The organism is Rhodovulum imhoffii (assembly GCF_003046545.1).
In the GTDB taxonomy this organism is placed as follows: Bacteria; Pseudomonadota; Alphaproteobacteria; order Rhodobacterales; family Rhodobacteraceae; genus Rhodovulum; species Rhodovulum imhoffii.
Genome location: NZ_QAAA01000009.1, coordinates 17,899 through 36,553 on the forward strand (window position 1 = coordinate 17,899; position 18,655 = coordinate 36,553).

General features: G+C 63.5%; 17 protein-coding genes. 7 read left to right on the forward strand and 10 right to left on the reverse strand.

The genetic code is table 11. The features are described from left to right. Window positions 1–25 precede the first annotated feature (25 nt). From C8N32_RS08595 to hslO, 3 genes are read right to left on the reverse strand one after another with little or no spacing between them, the layout of a single operon-like run. On the reverse strand, window positions 26–1,171 hold the full coding sequence (locus tag C8N32_RS08595) for a CCA tRNA nucleotidyltransferase (RefSeq protein WP_107892509.1): 1,146 nt from the start codon (window positions 1,169–1,171) through the stop codon (window positions 26–28). Continuing rightward, window positions 1,168–1,770: a CoA pyrophosphatase gene (locus C8N32_RS08600; protein ID WP_107892511.1), complete on the reverse strand. Its 603-nt coding sequence runs from the start codon at window positions 1,768–1,770 to the stop codon at window positions 1,168–1,170. The genes C8N32_RS08595 and C8N32_RS08600 overlap by 4 nt, the downstream gene beginning before the upstream one ends. Further along, a complete protein-coding gene (gene hslO / locus C8N32_RS08605; protein ID WP_107892513.1) occupies window positions 1,757–2,749 on the reverse strand; it encodes an Hsp33 family molecular chaperone HslO in 993 nt (330 codons plus the stop codon). Before hslO ends, C8N32_RS08600 begins: the two co-directional genes overlap by 14 nt. A gap of 77 nt (window positions 2,750–2,826) precedes the next feature. On the opposite strand from hslO, the gene C8N32_RS08610 reads away from it, so the two are divergent. Further along, window positions 2,827–3,264: an NUDIX domain-containing protein gene (locus C8N32_RS08610; protein ID WP_107892515.1), complete on the forward strand. Its 438-nt coding sequence runs from the start codon at window positions 2,827–2,829 to the stop codon at window positions 3,262–3,264. On the opposite strand, the gene C8N32_RS08615 is transcribed toward C8N32_RS08610, so the two are convergent. Then, window positions 3,261–4,508 carry a PP2C family protein-serine/threonine phosphatase gene (locus tag C8N32_RS08615; protein ID WP_280523235.1) on the reverse strand — a complete coding sequence of 416 codons (1,248 nt, stop codon included), beginning with the start codon at window positions 4,506–4,508 and terminating at the stop codon, window positions 3,261–3,263. The genes C8N32_RS08610 and C8N32_RS08615 overlap by 4 nt on opposite strands. A 170-nt stretch (window positions 4,509–4,678) precedes the next feature. On the opposite strand from C8N32_RS08615, the gene C8N32_RS08620 reads away from it, so the two are divergent. Next, window positions 4,679–5,005, forward strand: a complete 327-nt coding sequence (locus C8N32_RS08620) for a hypothetical protein (RefSeq protein ID WP_107892519.1) — start codon at window positions 4,679–4,681, stop codon at window positions 5,003–5,005. Here the strand turns inward: C8N32_RS08620 and ilvA are convergent. Continuing rightward, window positions 4,998–6,242, reverse strand: a complete 1,245-nt coding sequence (gene ilvA, locus C8N32_RS08625; protein ID WP_107892521.1) for a threonine ammonia-lyase IlvA — start codon at window positions 6,240–6,242, stop codon at window positions 4,998–5,000. The genes C8N32_RS08620 and ilvA overlap by 8 nt on opposite strands. Before the next feature lie 116 nt (window positions 6,243–6,358). Between ilvA and C8N32_RS08630 the strand changes: the two genes are divergently transcribed. After that, window positions 6,359–7,576 carry an argininosuccinate synthase gene (locus tag C8N32_RS08630; protein ID WP_107892523.1) on the forward strand — a complete coding sequence of 406 codons (1,218 nt, stop codon included), beginning with the start codon at window positions 6,359–6,361 and terminating at the stop codon, window positions 7,574–7,576. Window positions 7,577–7,592: 16 nt separating this feature from the next. Here the strand turns inward: C8N32_RS08630 and C8N32_RS08635 are convergent, their stop codons facing one another. Beyond that, window positions 7,593–8,450: a ribokinase gene (locus C8N32_RS08635; RefSeq protein ID WP_107892525.1), complete on the reverse strand. Its 858-nt coding sequence runs from the start codon at window positions 8,448–8,450 to the stop codon at window positions 7,593–7,595. Beyond that, on the reverse strand, window positions 8,447–10,705 hold the full coding sequence (locus C8N32_RS08640; RefSeq protein ID WP_107892527.1) for an NADP-dependent malic enzyme: 2,259 nt from the start codon (window positions 10,703–10,705) through the stop codon (window positions 8,447–8,449). Before C8N32_RS08640 ends, C8N32_RS08635 begins: the two co-directional genes overlap by 4 nt. A 158-nt stretch (window positions 10,706–10,863) precedes the next feature. Between C8N32_RS08640 and mutS the strand changes: the two genes are divergently transcribed. Beyond that, complete coding sequence (mutS, locus tag C8N32_RS08645) at window positions 10,864–13,485, forward strand: DNA mismatch repair protein MutS (RefSeq protein WP_107892529.1); 2,622 nt, start codon at window positions 10,864–10,866, stop codon at window positions 13,483–13,485. Here the strand turns inward: mutS and C8N32_RS08650 are convergent. Further along, on the reverse strand, window positions 13,482–14,054 hold the full coding sequence (locus C8N32_RS08650) for a nucleotide exchange factor GrpE (protein ID WP_107892531.1): 573 nt from the start codon (window positions 14,052–14,054) through the stop codon (window positions 13,482–13,484). The genes mutS and C8N32_RS08650 overlap by 4 nt on opposite strands. A gap of 10 nt (window positions 14,055–14,064) precedes the next feature. Next, the gene (gene hrcA / locus C8N32_RS08655; protein ID WP_107892533.1) at window positions 14,065–15,129 is read right to left on the reverse strand and encodes a heat-inducible transcriptional repressor HrcA; all 1,065 of its coding nucleotides are present in this window, start codon (window positions 15,127–15,129) and stop codon (window positions 14,065–14,067) included. Between the two features lie 118 nt (window positions 15,130–15,247). On the opposite strand from hrcA, the gene rph reads away from it, so the two are divergent. Genes rph through hemW form a run of 3 tightly spaced genes read left to right on the forward strand, consistent with a single transcriptional unit; the run spans window position 15,248 to window position 17,735 of the window. Continuing rightward, entirely contained in the window at window positions 15,248–15,964 is a 717-nt protein-coding gene (gene rph / locus C8N32_RS08660) for a ribonuclease PH (protein WP_107892536.1), read from the forward strand. 3 nt (window positions 15,965–15,967) lie between these two features. Then, on the forward strand, window positions 15,968–16,576 hold the full coding sequence (gene rdgB, locus C8N32_RS08665; protein WP_107892538.1) for an RdgB/HAM1 family non-canonical purine NTP pyrophosphatase: 609 nt from the start codon (window positions 15,968–15,970) through the stop codon (window positions 16,574–16,576). Beyond that, window positions 16,539–17,735 (forward strand): radical SAM family heme chaperone HemW, encoded by a 1,197-nt coding sequence (gene hemW, locus C8N32_RS08670; RefSeq protein WP_244905909.1) that lies wholly within the window; start codon window positions 16,539–16,541, stop codon window positions 17,733–17,735. The genes rdgB and hemW overlap by 38 nt, the downstream gene beginning before the upstream one ends. Here hemW and C8N32_RS08675 read toward each other — a convergent pair. Beyond that, window positions 17,732–18,652 carry a ParB/RepB/Spo0J family partition protein gene (locus tag C8N32_RS08675; RefSeq protein WP_107892542.1) on the reverse strand — a complete coding sequence of 307 codons (921 nt, stop codon included), beginning with the start codon at window positions 18,650–18,652 and terminating at the stop codon, window positions 17,732–17,734. The genes hemW and C8N32_RS08675 overlap by 4 nt on opposite strands. Window positions 18,653–18,655: the final 3 nt, after the last annotated feature.

Genomic DNA, 18,655 nt, shown 5'->3' on the forward strand with positions numbered 1-18,655 from the left:
AAAACCGGCCCCGCAGACGCAGCGATTAGCGCAACAGCTCCTCACGCGTCAGGACGAAGCCCGAGGCGATCCAGCGCGCCTCCAGCTCCTTCAGACGCTGGCCAAGCGCCGGGCCGGACAGGGCGGGCATCAGGTCCTGCGCCAACACCGGAAAACACGCCGCCGCACCTGCCCCGACCTGGGCGCGGGCCTCCGGCGGGGGCGGCCTTTTCACAAGCGCCGCGTGCAAAAGAACCGCATCCGGCCCGTCCGCACCAAGGCGGTAGCCCAGCTCTGCCGGAGAGGCGTCGCTTTCCGCCGCCACGCGCAAGGCCGACAGCCGCCTTGCCTCCGCCCGGCTGAGCCGCAGCGCCCCGGCCACGGCATCCCCCCCCAACGCGGCAAGGCGGCGGATCGGATCGGGCGGCATCCCCCACGCGGTCTCAAGGTGCACCAGAATCGGCAGGGCACCCGGATTCGCGCCCGGCAAGATCCGCATCAGAACCCCGGCCTGCGTCATTGCCGCTACCGACGGCGCCGGGTCCGGGGCGGACAGCAGTTTTTTCATCTCGGCACCCAACCGCTCCCGCGACAGGTCCGCAATCCCCCCGGCCAGCGCCGCACAGGCGGAAAGCCCCTCCCGGTCCAGCCCCGCGCCGGCATCGCCGTACCAGGCATGAAACCGGAAAAACCGCAGGATGCGCAGATAATCTTCGCGGATGCGGTCCGCCGCCGCACCGATGAAGCGGACTCGCCGCGCCCTCAGGTCGGCCAGCCCGCCCAGCGGATCGAAAACCTCGCCATCGGGCGTCGCGTAAAGGGCGTTCATGGTGAAGTCCCGGCGGCGGGCATCTTCTTCGGGCGTTGTGGCAAAGGACACCTGCGCGTGGCGGCCATCGGTCCGCAGGTCTCGGCGAAAGGTCGTGACCTCGTGCGGGATCCCGCCCGACACCACCGTCACCGTCCCATGGGCCAGCCCGGTGGGAACCGGGCGCAGACCTGCGGTTTCGGCCAGCGCAGCCACCTTGTCCGGCGGGGCGTCGGTTGCAATATCGATGTCGCTGACCGGCGCGCCGATCAGGGCATTGCGCACGCACCCCCCCACGAACAGCGCCCGGAACCCTGCCCCCGTCAGCATCGCACAGACGGCCTGCGTGGGGGGGGCCGCAACCCAGTCTTCCGCCAACCTCATGGTGCCACCCGGTCGGCAAGCGCCCGCAGAATGCGTGCCGTCGCCCCCCAGATATAATATGGCCCAAAAGGCACCGTGTAGTAGAAGCGCCAGTCCCCGCGCCAGCGTCGCGCCTGGACCCGGAAATTTCCCGGCTGCACCAGGTGAGTGAAAGGCACATCGAAGATTTCCTCGACCTCCCCTGCCTCGGGCACGGGGGTAAAAGGCCCACGCAACACCCCAAGAACCGGCGTCACGGTAAACCCGGTTACCGTTTCGTGGCAGGGCAAGAGGCCCAGAATCTCGACGTTCTCGGGCGGCAGGGCGATTTCCTCCTGCGCCTCGCGCAGGGCGGCGGCGACGGGTCCGGCATCGCCCGCATCCAGCTTGCCGCCGGGAAAGGCGATCTGGCCGGGATGGTGCCTGAGCCGGGAGGATCGCTTCGTCAGCACCACATGCAGCCCCGCCGGCCCCCGCTTGACCGCCACCAGAACCGCCGCCGGGCGCAGAACGCGACCGGGCAGCCGCGGAAAATCCGGATTCAGGTCATGGTCCGACGTCTCCCCGCCCGTTCGGGCAAGGGCCGCACGCAGGGCAGCAACGGGGTCATGGGTGCCCATTGCCCTTCTCCGCCTCGAAACCGAGCGTCGCGGGATCCATCCGGTAATGAGCCCCGCAGAACTGGCAATCTGCCGTAACCACGCCTTCTTCGGTCGTCATGTGCGCGATGTCCCTGGCCGAATAGATCGACAGACTCTGGCGCACACGTTCTTGCGAACAGGTACAGCCGAAAGTGATCGGCTGGGCATCGAACACACGGGGCGTTTCTTCATGAAACAACCGCACGAGAAGGTCCGTCGGTTGCACGCTGGGGCCGATCAGTTCCAGGTCGTCCACGGTGTCCAGAAGGGCATTGGCGCGGCTCCAGTCCTCGGCCTCACCGCTGTGGAGGATATCTTCGGGTTCCAGCAGGCCACGCTCCCCGCTGGCCCCGGCCACATGGGGGGAGGCCTTGGGCATCATCTGCAACATCACGCCGCCCGCGCGCCAGCCCTCGGCCTGCCCCTGGAGGTGCGAACGCCCGAAGGAAAGCTGGAACCGGGTGGGAAGCTGCTCGGACTGGGCGAAATACGTCTGCGCACAGGCGCTCAAAGACCCGCCCGCCAGCGGTGTGATGCCCTGGTAGGGAACCATCCCCTTGCCCTGATCGATCAGCACCGCAAAATATCCGCTTCCAACCTGACTGAAGGGGTTGGCGCCCTCTTGCAGGCGATCCTTGTCATAGCTTGCATAGGCACGGATGCGCGCAGGCCCCCCGGCCTCCGCGGGTGCATAGTAGTCGGTTGCGATCAGACGTGCCGGGCCGTCACCCCGCACCTGGAGCGACAGCTTCCAGCGCAGCTTTATCGTCTGGCCGATCAGCGCCGTCAGGAGCGCCGTCTCCGCCACCAGCGCCTCGATCCCGGCGGGGTAGTCATGCTGGGAGAGCACCTTTTCCAGAACGCCGTCCAACCGTGCGACACGACCGCGAATGTCGCTGCGGTCAAGCTGGAAAGGCAGGACGGTATCGTCCCAGGCGATCTGAGATCCGGGTGTCATGGGGTTTCCTTGGGCTCTGCGGCTTGGCATACCTGCCTGTATATAGCCGCGCAACCGCCAAGACAAAAGGGCACCACATGATCAGACGGGTCGGAGAGCCGGTCAACCCGAACCGACAATACACCCTGCGGCGGGGGGCCTATGCGGTGCTGGCCCGCGATGGGGCGCTTTTGCTGACCCATCAGGCCGCCCCCACCCCCGAAATCCAGTTGCCCGGCGGCGGCATCGACCCCGGCGAATCCCCCCTTCAGGCCCTTCACCGGGAGGTCCGGGAAGAAACCGGCTGGCGCATCCGGGTTCACCGGCGCCTGGGTGCGTTCCGGCGTTTTACCTACATGCCGGAATACGATCTGTGGGCAGAGAAACTGTGCCTTGTCTACCTTGCCCGACCGGTGCGCCACCTCGGCCCCCCGCAAGAGGCCGGACATACCGCGATCTGGATGTCTCCCGAGGTCGCGGCCACGCAACTTGCCAATGACGGGGACCGGCTGTTCGTCACACGCCTTCTGCGCTAGGCGGGTGGCGCATCACGCTCCAACAAAACCGCGGAGATATCATCGCGCAGGGGTTCCCCGGCGGCATGATCTTCCAGGGTGCGCTCCAACCGGGAGAGAAAATCGGGACCTCTGGCCTTTGCGTTCTGACGCATTACGCGCGCCAGCCCCGCAATGTCGACCTGCCGCCCCTGCGGATCCGCGCATTCGGTCACGCCATCCGACACGATCAGAAGCCTTTCACCGGGGCGAAGAATCGTTTCGCAGCACTCGAAATCGGCCTCTTCCAGCAAGCCAACCGGCAGACCTCCCTCTCCGAGGCACTCGACTTCGCCGCAGCGGCGCTGAACGACGGGGGGCGGATGCCCGGCCTGCACAAAGCTCAGCCGCCCGGATTGAAGGTGTATATAAGCCAAAAGCAGGGTGATGTAGATGTCGTTGTCCTTGTCCTGAAGCAGCAGGCGGTTGATCGCACGGGCAACCTCATCCGGCGGGCGGGCGCGAAACCGCCCGCTCCGGTCCGGCGCCAGCGCGATATTGTGTTCCGGCGTACCGGCCGAGAAAAGCGCCGCCAGCCGTGCCGCCATCAGGGCCGAGGTGACCCCATGGCCCGACACATCGACGCAAAACACCCCCAGGCGGGTTTCCCCCACGGGAAAACATCCCACCAGGTCGCCGCCCACATGGCCGCTGGGCCGCAGGAGCAGCGACACCTGAGCCCCGCCGAATCTCTGGAACGGGGCCCGCAGAAGCGATTGCTGGAGCTTGCGGGCCTCCAACAGGTCCCTGTTCAGAGAATCATAAAGCCCGTTCAGCCGCGCCAGAGCCTCCTGGAGTTGACGATTCTTGTGATTCAGTTCCCGCTCCATGCCCAGAACACGCTCCCCCCCCGCGATACGGGCACGCAATTCATTTGCGTGTACGGGCTTGATCAGGAAATCGTCCGCTCCGGCTTCCAACCCGTGAACGAGTTCGCCGATCTCTGATTTTGACGTTAAAACAATAAAGTAGCCATAGTTCTCCCGCGGCAGGTCACGAAATGCCCGGCAGAATTCCAGCCCGGTCATGCCGGGCATCATCCAGTCGCTTATGACGATGTCCACATGGGTGGCCCGGCAGATTTCCAGCGCCGCGGCAGCCCCCCCGGCCTCGTACACGGCAAACCCCCATCGTTCCAGCAACGCCCTCAGGATGCGCCGTTGCATACGACTGTCGTCGACGAGAAGGACGGTTCCCCGTCCCCTCCCCCCAAAAGTGCCGATCACATCGAACCTTTGCCCCAAGAGATTATCCTGTTGAACCTTTTCTCACGAGATTCACGACTTGGGTTAATTTTAACTGAAAGGCTGGGTTGTCTGTGTATTCGCGGTTTCCCAAACCCGACCTTAAGAACCGGCCGCCATCTTCAGAAGCCTGTCTGGACTCAGGGGGCCCCATGATAGACTGGATCCGCGTTTCCCAACTGCGCGAAGAAGTCGGCCATGACGCGTTTGAAGATGTGGTGGCCTTGTTCATGGAAGAAATCGACGCAGTGTTTGTCGCCCTCTCCCCGAATTCCCGGTTGGAGGAAGACCTGCATTTCATTACCGGGTCGGCGCTGAACCTCGGGTTTGACGCGCTCTGCCGACTTTGCCGCGAAGAAAGCCGGAAGGCGAAGGCGCGCGGCCCCGGTGCGGTGAACATCGTGGCGTTGCGCGACTGCTATCGGGCTTCGCGGTCCGCGTTTCTCGACGGGCGGGCGACATGGCCCGGCATCAGATGATGAACTCGGCCAGGGTCGGATCGTTCGTGATATCGTGATAGACGAACCCGCCCTTGTCCAGCCGCGCCAGAAGCGGGGGGAAGTTGGCGGCATTCCGCGTTTCGATCCCGATCAGCACCGACCCGAAATTGCGCGCGGATTTCTTGAGATATTCAAAGCGCGCCACATCGTCATCCGGCCCCAGGAGATGCAGGAAGTCGCGCAGCGCACCGGGACGCTGGGGCAGGCGCAGGATGAAATACTTTTTCACCCCCGAGTAGCGCAGGGCGCGCTCCTTCACGTCGGGCAGGCGTTCGAAATCGAAGTTCCCGCCAGAGGTCACGCAGACAACGGTTTTGCCGGCGATTTCCTCTGCCAGAACAGGCAGGACATCAACCGAAAGCGCCCCGGCCGGTTCCAGTACGATACCTTCGATATTGAGCATCTCCATGATCGTTGTGCAGATGCGGTTTTCGGGGGCGGTCAGAATCTGCCCCGGCGCGATCCCGCTCAGCCGCGCGAAGGGCTTTTCCCCGATCCTCGCCACCGCAGCACCATCCACGAAATTGTCCACCTCGCCCAGGGTCACGGGCCGCCCGGCCGCCACGGCCGCGCTCAGCGAAGCCCCCCCGGCCGGCTCCACGAAGCGAACCTCCACCTGCGGAGCCATCTGCCGCATGAACGAAACCACCCCCGCGGCAAGGCCACCGCCCCCGACCGGCAAAATCACCAGATTCGGCGGGGTCTCCATCTGAGACAGAATCTCCACCGCGACAGAGGCCTGCCCCTCAATCACGTCCTCGTCGTCGAAGGGTGCCAGGAAATGCCCCTCCGCCCCGACGCAATAGGCCTGTGCGGCCGCGAGCGTTTCGTCGAAGTAATCTCCGGTCAGGCGGATTTCGATGTTCTCTCCCCCGAAGGTCCGGGTTTTGTCGATCTTTTGCTGGGGTGTGGTGACGGGCATGAAGATCACCCCGTTTGCCCCGAAATGCCGGCAGATATAAGCCATGCCCTGCGCATGGTTTCCCGCGCTGGCCGCAACGAACAGCCTTTGCGCACCCTCTGCCAGAACCTTGCGCATGGCGTTGAAGGCCCCGCGGATCTTGTAAGAGCGGACCGGGGTCAGGTCCTCGCGCTTGAGCAGGATCTCCGCGCCAAAGCGCGCGCTGAGATGGTCGTTGCGCTGCAACGGCGTTGGAGGAAACACATCGCGCATCGCCGTTTCGGCGGCGCGGGCAAGGGAGGCGAACTCTGTCATGCGCAAGCTTTCGCGCGAAAGCCCGGCCGACGCAAGCCACAGCTGAGGCGGTGAACTTGCCCTTGAACCAAAAACCCGCTATCGCGCGGAAAATGGTATCACCCGGAGTTTCCCGCATGTCCGCGCCCAAGAAAGTCGTCCTGGCCTATTCCGGCGGTCTCGACACATCGATCATCCTGAAATGGCTTCAGGCCGAATATGGCTGCGAGGTGGTCACCTTCACCGCCGATCTCGGCCAGGGGGAGGAGCTGGAGCCCGCCCGCAAGAAGGCCGAAATGTTGGGCGTGAAGGAAATTTTCATAGAAGACCTGCGCGAAGAATTCGTTCGCGACTTCGTCTTCCCGATGTTCCGCGCAAACGCCGTGTATGAGGGGCTGTATCTTCTGGGCACATCTATCGCCCGCCCGCTGATTTCCAAGCGCCTGATCGAAATCGCCGAACGGACCGGCGCCGATGCCGTCGCCCACGGCGCCACCGGCAAGGGCAACGACCAGGTGCGGTTCGAACTGGCGGCCTACGCTCTGAACCCGGACATCAAGGTGATCGCCCCGTGGCGGGAGTGGGACCTGACCAGCCGCACGAAGCTTCTGGATTTCGCCGAAAAGAACCAGATCCCGATTGCCAAGGACAAGCGCGGCGAGGCCCCCTTCAGCGTCGATGCAAACCTTCTGCACACATCCTCCGAAGGCAAGGTGCTGGAAGACCCCGCGCAGGACGCGCCCGATTACGTTTATCAGCGTACCAACCACCCCGAAGACGCGCCAGATGCGCCAGAATACATCGAGGTCGGTTTTGAAAAGGGCGATGCCGTTTCCGTCAACGGCGTGGCGATGTCCCCCGCCGCGCTCCTGACAACGCTGAACGAATATGGCCGCCTCCACGGGATCGGGCGGCTGGACCTTGTAGAGGGGCGCTTTGTCGGCATGAAATCGCGCGGCATCTACGAAACCCCCGGCGGCACGATCCTGCTGGAAGCCCACCGCGGGATCGAACAGATCACTTTGGATCGCGGCGCGGCGCATCTGAAAGACCAGATCATGCCGCAATATGCGGAACTCATCTATAACGGCTTCTGGTTCAGCCCCGAGCGCGAGATGCTGCAAGCCCTGATCGACAAATCCCAGGAGCACGTCACCGGCACCGTGCGACTGAAGCTGTACAAGGGCCTGGCCCGCACCGTGGGCCGCTGGTCGGAGCACAGCCTCTATTCCGAGGAACATGTCACCTTCGAAGACGATGCCGGCGCCTACGACCAGAAAGACGCTGCGGGTTTCATCAAGCTGAATGCCCTGCGCCTGCGCCTTCTGGCGATGCGCAACCGTCGCCTGGGCTAAGGGCCGGGCCGCAACCTCAGACGTTCAGCAGTGCCTCTATTTCGGCGCGCGCCGGCATGGCATCCCCTGCCCCGGCACGCGTCACCTTCAGGGCCGCCGCTGCGCTGGCAAAGCGAAGGGCACACGCCCGGTCTGCCTGTTCGTCCAGCGCCGCCGCCACCGCACCAATGAAGCAATCTCCCGCCCCGGTGGTATCCACCGGATCAACGCGAAAGGCGGGGGCATGCAGGGCCCGTCCCCCGAAATGCCACCACGCCCCCTTGGCCCCCTGGGTCACGATCTTCTCGGTTCCGGCCAATGTCCCAAGGGCAGCCTGAAGCTGTTCGGCCTCAACCGCATTCATCGCCAGAAGCGAGACGTGGGGCAGCACCGCGCGTACGGCATCCACGTCGAACGGTGCGGCAGAATAGATGACGCGCGCGCCTTTTTCGCGGCCAATCCTTGCGGCCTCAACCTGATGAGATGTTTCATTTTGCAAAAGCAGCGTATCCTCTGGCCCGGCCGCCGCCAGAACTTCGGCAATACGGGCGACGCTTTGACGACAGTTCGCACCGGGGAAAAGGACGATGGCGTTTTCTCCCCGCGCCTCCACGGTGATGATCGCATGGCCTGTGGGGTCCTCCACCCGCACGATGTGGTCTATATCGACACCATACGCGGCCAACGCCGCGACCATCCGGTCTCCATCCGGTCCGACGGCCCCGATATGCACCACCCGCGCCCCGGCCCGCGCCGCCGCCACCGACTGATTGGCCCCCTTGCCGCCCAGGCCTGTCGTAACCTCCGTTGCGGCCAATGTTTCCCCCGGTCCGGGCAGATGCGGCACACGATAAACGTGATCCACATTGATCGAACCAAGGCAAAAGACCGTCATCCGACCTCACAGGCGGCCAGAAGCGCCATGTTGGTGATGTCGTTCACCGTCGACACGGTCGAGCAGATCTGGATCGGCTTGTCTACGCCCGACAGGATCGGGCCGATCACCGTTGCTCCGGCCATCTCCTGCATCAGCTTGACCGAGATCGAGGCCGAGTGCCGCGCAGGCACGACCAGAACGTTGGCCGGGCCGGTCAGGCGGCAGAACGGGTACTTGGACATCGCCTCCATGTTCAGGGCGACATCCACGGTCATTTCGCCATCGTATTCGAAATCGACGCCGCGCCTGTCCAGCACGCGCGAGGCCACGTGCATCTTCGTCGCCCTCTCGCTGACCGGATAGCCAAAGGTCGAAAAGGACAAAAACGCCACGCGTGGCTCAATCCCCAGGCTGCGGGCCACGGCAACGCCCCGTTCCGCAATGTTGGCGAGATCTTCCTCATTGGGCCATTCATGTACCAGCGTATCGGCAATGAACACGATCTTGCCCTTGTGCAAAAGCGCGGTGACCCCCACGGCCCCGTCTTCTGCGGTGGCGTCGAAAACGTGGTTGATCAGCTTCATGACATGGGCCGATTTGCGGGTCGCACCGGTAACCAGGGCATCGCCATGGCCATGCGCCAGCATCAGGGCGGAAAACACATGCCGGTCGCGCTTGGCCAGGCGGTCGATATCATGGGTATCAAAACCCTTCCGCTGCAGCCGATTGTAAAGAAAATCTCGATAGGCGTCGAGATGGCGGGAATTGGCGGCGTTGACAACTTCCAGCTCACGGCTGGCATCGCCCAGGCCCGCAGCCTCCAGCCTCTGTTTCACGTCGGACTCCCGGCCCACAACCAGCGCCTTCCCATAACCCGCACGCTGATAGCTGACTGCGGCGCGCAGAACCCGCTCATCGTCGCCTTCGGCAAAGATCATCCGGGCCTGTGCGGCCTTGGCCCGTGCCGCAATACCCGACAGTACCGAGGCCGTCGGGTCCATCCGGGCCTTCAGGGCGTCACGATAGCGGCCCATATCCACGATCGGGCGGCGGGCGACCCCGGTTTCCATCCCCGCCTGCGCCACTGCGGGCGGAATGACCCAGATCAGCCGCGGATCGAACGGGGTGGGAATAATGTAATCGCGCCCGAAGGACAGCTTGCGTCCATAGGCGATGGCAACCTCGTCGGGCACGTCCAGGCGTGCCAGCTCGGCCAGCGCCTGGGCACAGGCGATCTTCATCTCGTCGTTGATGGCGCGGGCATGGATGTCCAGTGCTCCCCGAAAGAGATACGGAAAGCCGAGAACGTTGTTCACCTGATTGGGATAATCCGACCGGCCCGTGGCAACGATGGCGTCGGCCCGCACGGCGTGGGCCTCTTCGGGGGAAATCTCCGGGTCCGGATTGGCCATGGCAAAGATGACCGGATCGTCGGCCATGCTGGCGACCATCTCGGGGGTTACGGCGCCTTTGGCGCTGACGCCAAGGAAAACGTCCGCGCCGTTCATCGCGTCTTCAAGGGTTCGGGCGTCCGTGTTCGCGGCATGGGCCGATTTCCATTGGTTCATGCCCTCCTTGCGGCCCTGGTAGATCACGCCTTTGGTGTCGCACATGATGCAGTTGTCATGCTTTGCGCCCATGGCCTTGACCAGTTCGAGGCAGGCGATCCCCGCCGCCCCCGCGCCGTTGAGCACGATGCGGCAATCCTCAAGCCGCTTGCCCGTCAGGTGCAGCGCATTGATCAGCCCCGCTGCGCAGATCACCGCCGTGCCGTGCTGATCGTCGTGAAAGACGGGGATGTCCATCTCCTCCTTCAGACGCTGCTCAATGATGAAGCACTCCGGCGCCTTGATGTCTTCGAGGTTGATACCGCCGAAGGTCGGCCCCATCAGCTTGACGGCCTTGATGATTTCCTCTGGATCTTCGGTGTCCAGTTCGATGTCGATGGCGTTGACGTCGGCAAATCGCTTGAACAGCACCGACTTTCCTTCCATCACCGGCTTGGAAGCCAGGGCCCCGAGATTTCCAAGCCCCAGAATCGCGGTGCCGTTCGACACCACGGCAACAAGATTCCCCTTGGTCGTATAGTCGTAAGCCGTTTCGGGGGCTTCGGCGATGGCCTCCACCGGAACCGCGACACCGGGTGAATAGGCCAGGCTGAGATCGCGCTGGGTGGTCATCGGCTTGGAGGCGACGACCTCGTATTTGCCGGGCGTGGGGTGGATATGGTACCGCAGCGCCTCTTCGGGGGTGATTTTCGATTTGTCGGACATGTGGGGTCTGTCTCCTCCTGCACAACGTTTTCTTAGCGTCAAGGGCCGACGGCCTCAACACCGATGGAAATGTGGCTTTTCGCGGCGCGGCGCGGTTTGTAAGGTCGCCGGACCAGAAAGCGGGGGCAAACGTGGCTAAAGGGGAAACCGTCACGCCAATGATGGCGCAATATCTTGAGATCAAGGCCGCCCATCCCGGTGCGCTGTTGTTCTACCGGATGGGCGATTTCTACGAGATGTTCTTTGACGATGCCGTCGCCGCAGCGCAGGCGCTGGACATTGCCCTGACCAGGCGCGGCAAACATCTGGGCGAGGATATCCCCATGTGCGGCGTACCGGTGCACGCAGCGGAAAATTATCTGCTGACACTGATCCGCAAGGGTTTTCGGGTTGCCGTGTGCGAACAGCTCGAGGACCCGGCCGAGGCAAGGAAGCGCGGGTCCAGGTCAGTGGTAAAGCGCGATGTCGTACGCCTTGTCACCCCTGGAACCCTGACCGAGGACACCTTGCTGGAGGCGCGCCGGCACAATTTCCTGGCCGCCTGCGCGCTGGTGCGCGATTCGGGCGCGCTGGCCTGGGTGGATATTTCCACCGGGGCATTCCGGGTGATGTCCTGCCCCCCGGTGCGGCTGAGCCCGCAACTTGCGCGCCTCGCCCCGCGTGAAGTTTTGGTGCCAGACGGAGCCGAAGGCGGATGGGCCGACACGGTTGGACAATCCGGCGCGGCGGTAACACCGCTCGCACGTGCCAGCTTTGACAGCACTTCGGCCGAGGCGCGTCTGGGGGCGCTTTTTGGCGTGGAAACCCTGGAAGGGTTCGGGGCGTTCTCCCGCGCCGAACTTTCCGCCATGGGCGCCATCGTCGATTATCTGGACATTACCCAGAAGGGAAAGCTCCCGCTCCTGCAGAAACCGCACCGGGAGGCAGAGGCCGGAATCGTCCAGATCGATGCCGCCACGCGTCGTAACCTGGAACTGACCGCAAACCTTTCCGGAGGGCGCGAGGGCAGTCTGCTGGCGGCGATCGACCGCACGGTCACCGCCGGCGGCGCGCGCCTGCTGGAACGGCGCCTGTCCAGCCCCTCCCGCGATCTGGACACGATCAGAGCCCGGTTGACCGCGGTGCGCGCGCTGGTGGAAGATCACACGTTGTGCAACGCCCTGCGCGACAACCTGCGCAAATGCCCCGATATCGACCGGGCCCTTTCGCGCCTTGCCCTTGATCGCGGCGGCCCACGCGACCTGGCTGCGGTTCGTAACGGGCTGGCGCAGGCCATGACCCTGACCGCCCTTCTGGACGCCGCCGACTTGCCCAAGCCTCTGCGTGACCGGTGCGCAGATCTCACCGGGCATGACGCGTTGCTGGAGTTGCTGGAGAAGGCGCTTGTGGCAGAACCGCCGCTTTTGGCCCGTGAGGGCGGCTTTATCGCCCCCGGCCATGACGCGGACCTGGACGAAGCGCGTACGTTGCGCGACGAAGGCCGGGGCATCATTGCCCGGATGCAGTCACAATATGCCCAGGAAAGCGGGATCGGCTCGCTGAAAGTCAGGCACAACAATGTGTTGGGCTACTTCATCGAAGTCACTGCAACCCATGCGGAGAAGATGCTGTCGCCCCCCCTTTCAGACCGCTTCATTCACCGCCAGACCACCGCGAATGCCGCGCGCTTCACCACCGTGGATCTGTCGGAGATGGAAACTCGCATTCTGAACGCGGGCAGCCGCGCGCTGGAGATCGAAAAGCGACTGTTCGAGCACCTGCGCCAGGCCGTTTTGGACCGCGCGGGGCCACTGGGCCAGACAGCGGCGGCACTGGCGGAGATCGACTTGTCCGCCGCACTGGCCGATCTGGCACGGGGCGAAGGCTGGTGCGAACCAAAGGTCGGGGAGAACCGCATCTTTAATGTCCGCGGCGGACGCCACCCGGTGGTGGAGCTGGCCTTGCGCAAACAGGGGGCCGCCCCTTTCGTCGCCAACGATTGCAACCTGTCAGACGGCGCGGACCAAGCCCATATCTGGCTTCTGACCGGGCCGAACATGGCCGGAAAATCGACCTTCTTGCGCCAGAACGCCCTGATCGCCCTGCTTGCACAGACGGGCAGCTTCGTCCCTGCGCAGGAGGCACATGTGGGGCTTGTATCCCAGATCTTCAGCCGGGTGGGCGCGGCGGACGATCTGGCGCGGGGACGCTCCACCTTCATGGTGGAAATGGTTGAAACGGCGGCCATCCTGAACCAGGCCGACGACCGGGCGCTGGTCATCCTGGATGAAATCGGACGCGGCACCGCCACGTATGACGGTCTTTCCATCGCCTGGGCCACGCTGGAACACCTGCATGGGGTAAACCGCTGCCGGGCGCTTTTCGCCACCCATTATCACGAGATGACCTCGCTGGCGGGCAAGCTGGCCGGAGTGAAAAATGCCACCGTCGCGGTGAAGGAGTGGCAGGGTGAGGTCATCTTCCTGCACGAGGTCCGCCAGGGCGCGGCAGACCGGTCTTACGGGGTGCAGGTGGCACGGCTTGCGGGGTTGCCCGACAGCGTGGTGGAGCGGGCGCGCGTGGTTCTGGAGGCGCTCGAACGGGGCGACCGCGAAGGGACGCGCGCAAAGAAAACGCTGGTGGATGACTTGCCGCTGTTTTCGGCGGCTCAGGCCCCGGCAACCCGCCCTTGTGAGCATCGTTCTGAAGTCGAGGAAAAGCTCGCCGGGATTCACCCCGACGAGCTGACACCGAAAGCCGCTCTGGATCTCGTGTACGTGCTGAAGGCACTTCTGGATTAAGTTGCCGGTGTGGAAGACACCCCGACCTGCGCGGGGCGCAGAAGGCGGTCATGCAGCATGAACCCCACGGCCATCACCTGGATGATGTCCCCGGCCCTGGTGTCGGGCACCGGGGCCTCGAACATCGCCTGGTGGAGTTGCGGGTCGAACGAATCCCCGACCTCGGGGGCGACACGTTCAATCCCGTGTTTGGAGAATACGTTCAGAAGTTCCCGCAGGGTCAGTTCGATCCCTTCGATAAGCGGCCCGTTCGCCTCGCGCTGCTCATCGGTCACGACATCCAGCGCACGGGACAGGTTATCATAGACCGGCAGCATGTCCCGCGCCAGCCTGGAACCTCCATAATTCTCGGCCTCGCGGCGGTCGCGCTCACTGCGCTTGCGGGCATTTTCCGCATCCGCCAATGCCCGCATGAAACGGTCGCGCAGGTCGTCGCGTTCCGCACGCAGGGCAGTCAGATCCTCTTCGGGGGGGGTACCTTCCCCATGCGATGCGCCAGGCTCTTCAGCGGCGCCATCCTTGGTAAGCTGTTCGATATTCACGCTGTCGTCTTTTTCAGGATTTGCCATTTCTTCCCTCTTAGCCCCGGTCGGAAATCAGCTTCCCGACCAGTTGTGCGGTGTAGTCCACGATCGGTACGATCCGTCCGTAGTTGAGCCGGGTCGGTCCGATGACTCCAACCGCACCAATGATCTTCCGGTCAGCGTTCATATATGGAGAGATCACCAAAGAGGAACCCGAAAGTGAAAAAAGCTTGTTCTCCGACCCGATGAAAATACGCACGCCTTCCCCCTGCTCGGCAAGCTCGAGGAACTCCACAATATCGCGCTTGCGCTCCAGATCGTCGAAGAGGACGCGAATCCGCTCCAGGTCGGTCGGCACGGCCTCATCCCCCAGAAGATTGGCCTGACCCCGGACGATCAGACGCTCCTGCGGTTCCCCTTCGTTTTCCCAGATTGCAAGACCGCTTTCGACCATCGCATGGGCGAGCACGTCGATTTCCTGGCGGCGGCGGTGAATCTCTGCGCGGATACCCTGGAGCAACTCCCCCAGCGTCTTGCCTTCCGCCAGAGCGTTGAGAAAATTCGCCGCCTCGCGCATGGAGGATGGTGTCTGCCCCGGAGCGGGCTGAAAAACGCGGTTCTCCACATGACCGTCCGCAAAAACCAGAACCGCCAGCGCACGGTCCGGCGCAAGGCTGACAAATTCGATATGCCGGATCGGAGCCTCATGCTTGGGCGCAAGGACAAGGCTGGCGCCATGGGTGACCCCGGACAGGGCCGCCCCGACCTTGTCGAGCATCGTCGTCACGTCACGCTCATTGCAGCCAAGGGTAGCGTCGATCTGTTCGCGGTCCGTGGATTCCAGGTCCCGGACCTCAAGCAGCCCATCCACGAACATCCGCAGGCCAAGCTGCGTCGGAACCCGCCCCGCAGAGACATGGGGACTGTCGAGCAGACCGAGATATTCGAGATCCTGCATCACGTTGCGGATGGTGGCGGCACTGACCTTCTCGTTCATCGTGCGGGTCAGTGTACGAGACCCCACCGGATCGCCGGATTCGAGATAGCCCTCGACAACACGGCGAAAAACCTCGCGGCTGCGATGATTCAGTTCCCTGAGAAGGCTGGCTGTGTCATTCACCTGGCGGATCTCCCACAAGCGTATGCCATTAAATGGCGCGGGGCGGAAACGTCAATCGGGCTTGCATCAGCGCCCCCTTCATGGGAGCAAAGCCCCACCCCTAAACAAAGGAAGTACCATGCGCCCATCTGGTCGAGACATAAGCGAAATGCGCCCGATTTCAATCGAGACCGGCGTGACCAAACATGCGGAAGGCTCCTGCCTTATAAGGGTCGGCGACACCCATGTCCTGTGCACCGCCAGCCTGGAGGAGCGCGTGCCGCCGTTTCTGAAGAACTCCGGCCTTGGTTGGGTCACCGCGGAATACGGCATGCTGCCGCGCGCCACCGGATCGCGTATGCGGCGCGAGGCCGCTCAGGGAAAACAAGGCGGGCGAACTGTCGAGATACAGCGCCTGATCGGGCGTTCTCTGCGCGCGGGGGTCGATCGTGTCGCCCTTGGCGAACGCCAGATCACCGTCGACTGCGATGTCCTTCAGGCCGATGGCGGCACGCGTTGCGCGGCCATCACCGGCGGTTGGGTTGCGCTGCGGCTGGCGGTCAATGCGCTGATGAAAGCCGGGGATGTGACCTCCGACCCGCTGGTCGCGCCGGTTGCGGCCGTCTCCTGCGGAATTTATGCGGGTCAGCCGGTATTGGACCTCGACTATGCCGAAGACAGCCGGGCCGGTGTGGACGGCAACTTCGTCATGCTGGGCGGAAACCGGCTGATCGAAGTACAGATGTCGGCCGAGGGCGCCACCTATACCCGCGATCAGATGGGTCTGCTTCTGGACCTGGCCGAGAAGGGTGTGAACGAACTGGCCGCCGCTCAAACCGCCGCAGTGGGGGGCTGAACCATGCGCCGCTTTGCGGGCGACCGGCTTCTGGTCGCCACCCACAACCGGGGAAAGCTGGAGGAGATTGCCGCCCTGCTGTCGCCTTACGGTGTTTCCACAATCTCAGCAACAGAGATGAACCTGCCCGAACCCAAGGAAACGGAAGCGACGTTCCTCGGGAATGCCCGCATCAAGGCCCATGCCGCGGCCAGGGCCACCGGCCTGCCCGCACTGGCCGATGACAGTGGAATAGAGATCGACGCGCTGAACGGCGCCCCCGGCGTTTACACAGCCGACTGGGCGACAACGTCGCAGGGGCGCGATTTTGTCATGGCAATGGAAAATACCTGGGCCAGGCTGGAAAAGGTAAACGCACCGGAGCCCCGCACCGCCCGCTTTTGCTGTACCTTCGTACTGGCCTGGCCCGATGGACACGACGAGGTGTTCGAAGGACAGATGCCCGGTCGTATCGTCTGGCCGATGCGCGGCGAGCAAGGTCACGGCTATGACCCGATTTTCCAGCCCGAGGGCTATGAAATCACCTTTGGCGAGATGGATCGTTGGGAAAAAAACAAGATCAGCCATCGCGCCCGTGCCTTCGAAAAACTGGTCCACGCTTTTGGCGGCTGAAGACTGGCAGGCGGGCGGCTTCGGGCTGTACATTCATTGGCCATTTTGCCTGTCCAAATGCCCCTATTGCGATTTCAACTCCCATGTTGCCGAATCCGTCGACCGGCTTCGATGGGAGCGTGCTTTTCTGACCGAAATAGACCGTATCGGTGCCAAAACCCCCGTACGTACTCTCAATTCGATCTTCTTCGGAGGCGGCACGCCCAGCCTGATGGACCCCGACCTGGTCCGCGCCATCATACAGAGGGCGCGCGCCACATGGATCAGCGTGAACGATCTGGAGGTCACGCTGGAAGCCAACCCCACCTCGGTTGAGGCCGGACGCTTTTCCGCCTACCGCGATGCGGGCGTGACCCGTGTATCGTTGGGCATTCAGGCACTGCGAGACGCGGATCTGCGCCGCCTTGGCCGACTGCACAGCAGCGCCGAAGCCCGCGCCGCCTTCGATATCGCCCGTGATCGGTTTTCACGGGTCAGCTTCGACCTGATCTACGGACGACAGGATCAGACACTGCAAGACTGGCATCGCGAACTGTCCGAGGCGCTTGCCATGGCGGCGGATCATCTTTCGCTTTACCAACTGACGATCGAGCCGGGCACGGCGTTCGGAGACCGCCTGGCCAGCGGCCGGTTGCACGGGCTGCCTGACGAAGACACAGGGGCCGACCTTTATGAACTGACACAGGCGCTGTGTGAGCGGGCCGGGCTCCCGGCTTACGAGATTTCCAACCACGCTCGCCCCGGGGCGGAATCGCGGCACAACCTGATTTACTGGCGCTATGGCGATTACGCAGGGATCGGCCCGGGCGCACATGGCCGTATGTCATTGCACGGGCGGCGCTTTGCCACAGAAGCCCTGAGCCGGCCGGACGCATGGCTGGAAGCCGTGGAGACGCGCGGCAGCGGAGAACGGCCTCCAGCGCCCCTGTCCACGCGCGACCAGGCCGAGGAATACCTGATGATGGGGCTTCGGTTGCGAGACGGGATCAGCCTGGCGCGGTATGAGGCCTTTCTGGGATCGGAAATAAGTTCATTTAAAATCAATGGATTGGCTGATCTTGGGCTGATCGAGGCTGCTTCAGGCCGGCTCTTTGCCACCCCTGCGGGCCGGGCCGTTTTGAACGGGATCATTCGCGAGCTTTTGCCCGAAACCGATTAGCCGAACCGATCCGCCGGTGTTGCGCTGAGAATCCCGCACAAAAGATCAAGCTGATCAAGGTTCTTGTACCCGATTACAACTTGACCGGATTGGCCACCCGCCAAATGCTCAATACTGACATCCATCCCCAGAGCTGCGGACAGATCCTGTTCCAGAGCACGGGTATCCGCGTCTTTTTCCCTTGACCTCGCGGACCTTCGCCCCGGCTTTTTTGGCCCGCCTTCCGACGCCCTGACAAGCGCCTCCGTCTCGCGCACCGACAACTGGCGGCGGAGGACTTCTTGGGCCAAACGCTCCGCATCAGGTGTGGTGATGAGGGCCCGGGCATGCCCCGCACTAAGCCGGCCATCCCGCAACATCGCCAGAACAGCATCGGGCAGTTGAAGCAGACGCATCAGGTTGGCAATGTGGCTGCGGCTTTTCCCAAGCGCCTCCGCCAGCTTTTCCTGCGTATGCCCAAAGCGATCCATCAACTGGCGATAGCCCATTGCCTCCTCGACAGCGTTCAGATCCGCCCGCTGAATGTTTTCTATGATCGCAATCTCGAGGACCTCGGTATCGTTCAGATCCCGAACGATCACGGGGACATCGTGAAGCTGTGCCCGCTGTGCCGCGCGCCAGCGGCGCTCCCCGGCGACAATCTCGTAATGGCCAGGCTTTCGCGGGCTGACACGCACAATCAGGGGCTGCAAAACGCCCTTCTCCCGGATGGAGGACGTCAGTTCTTTCAGCGCCTCCTCGGAAAACTGACGCCTCGGCTGATCCGGATTCGGCTCAAGCAGATCAAGCGAAAGCGTTTGGTCGGGGCGTATGGCCTGACCCGAATCGCCGGATCTCACTTCGGGCTGAATACTTACATCCGCCATAAGAGCCGAAAGACCCCGCCCCAGGCCCCGCCGATCATTCTTCTTTACCATCGT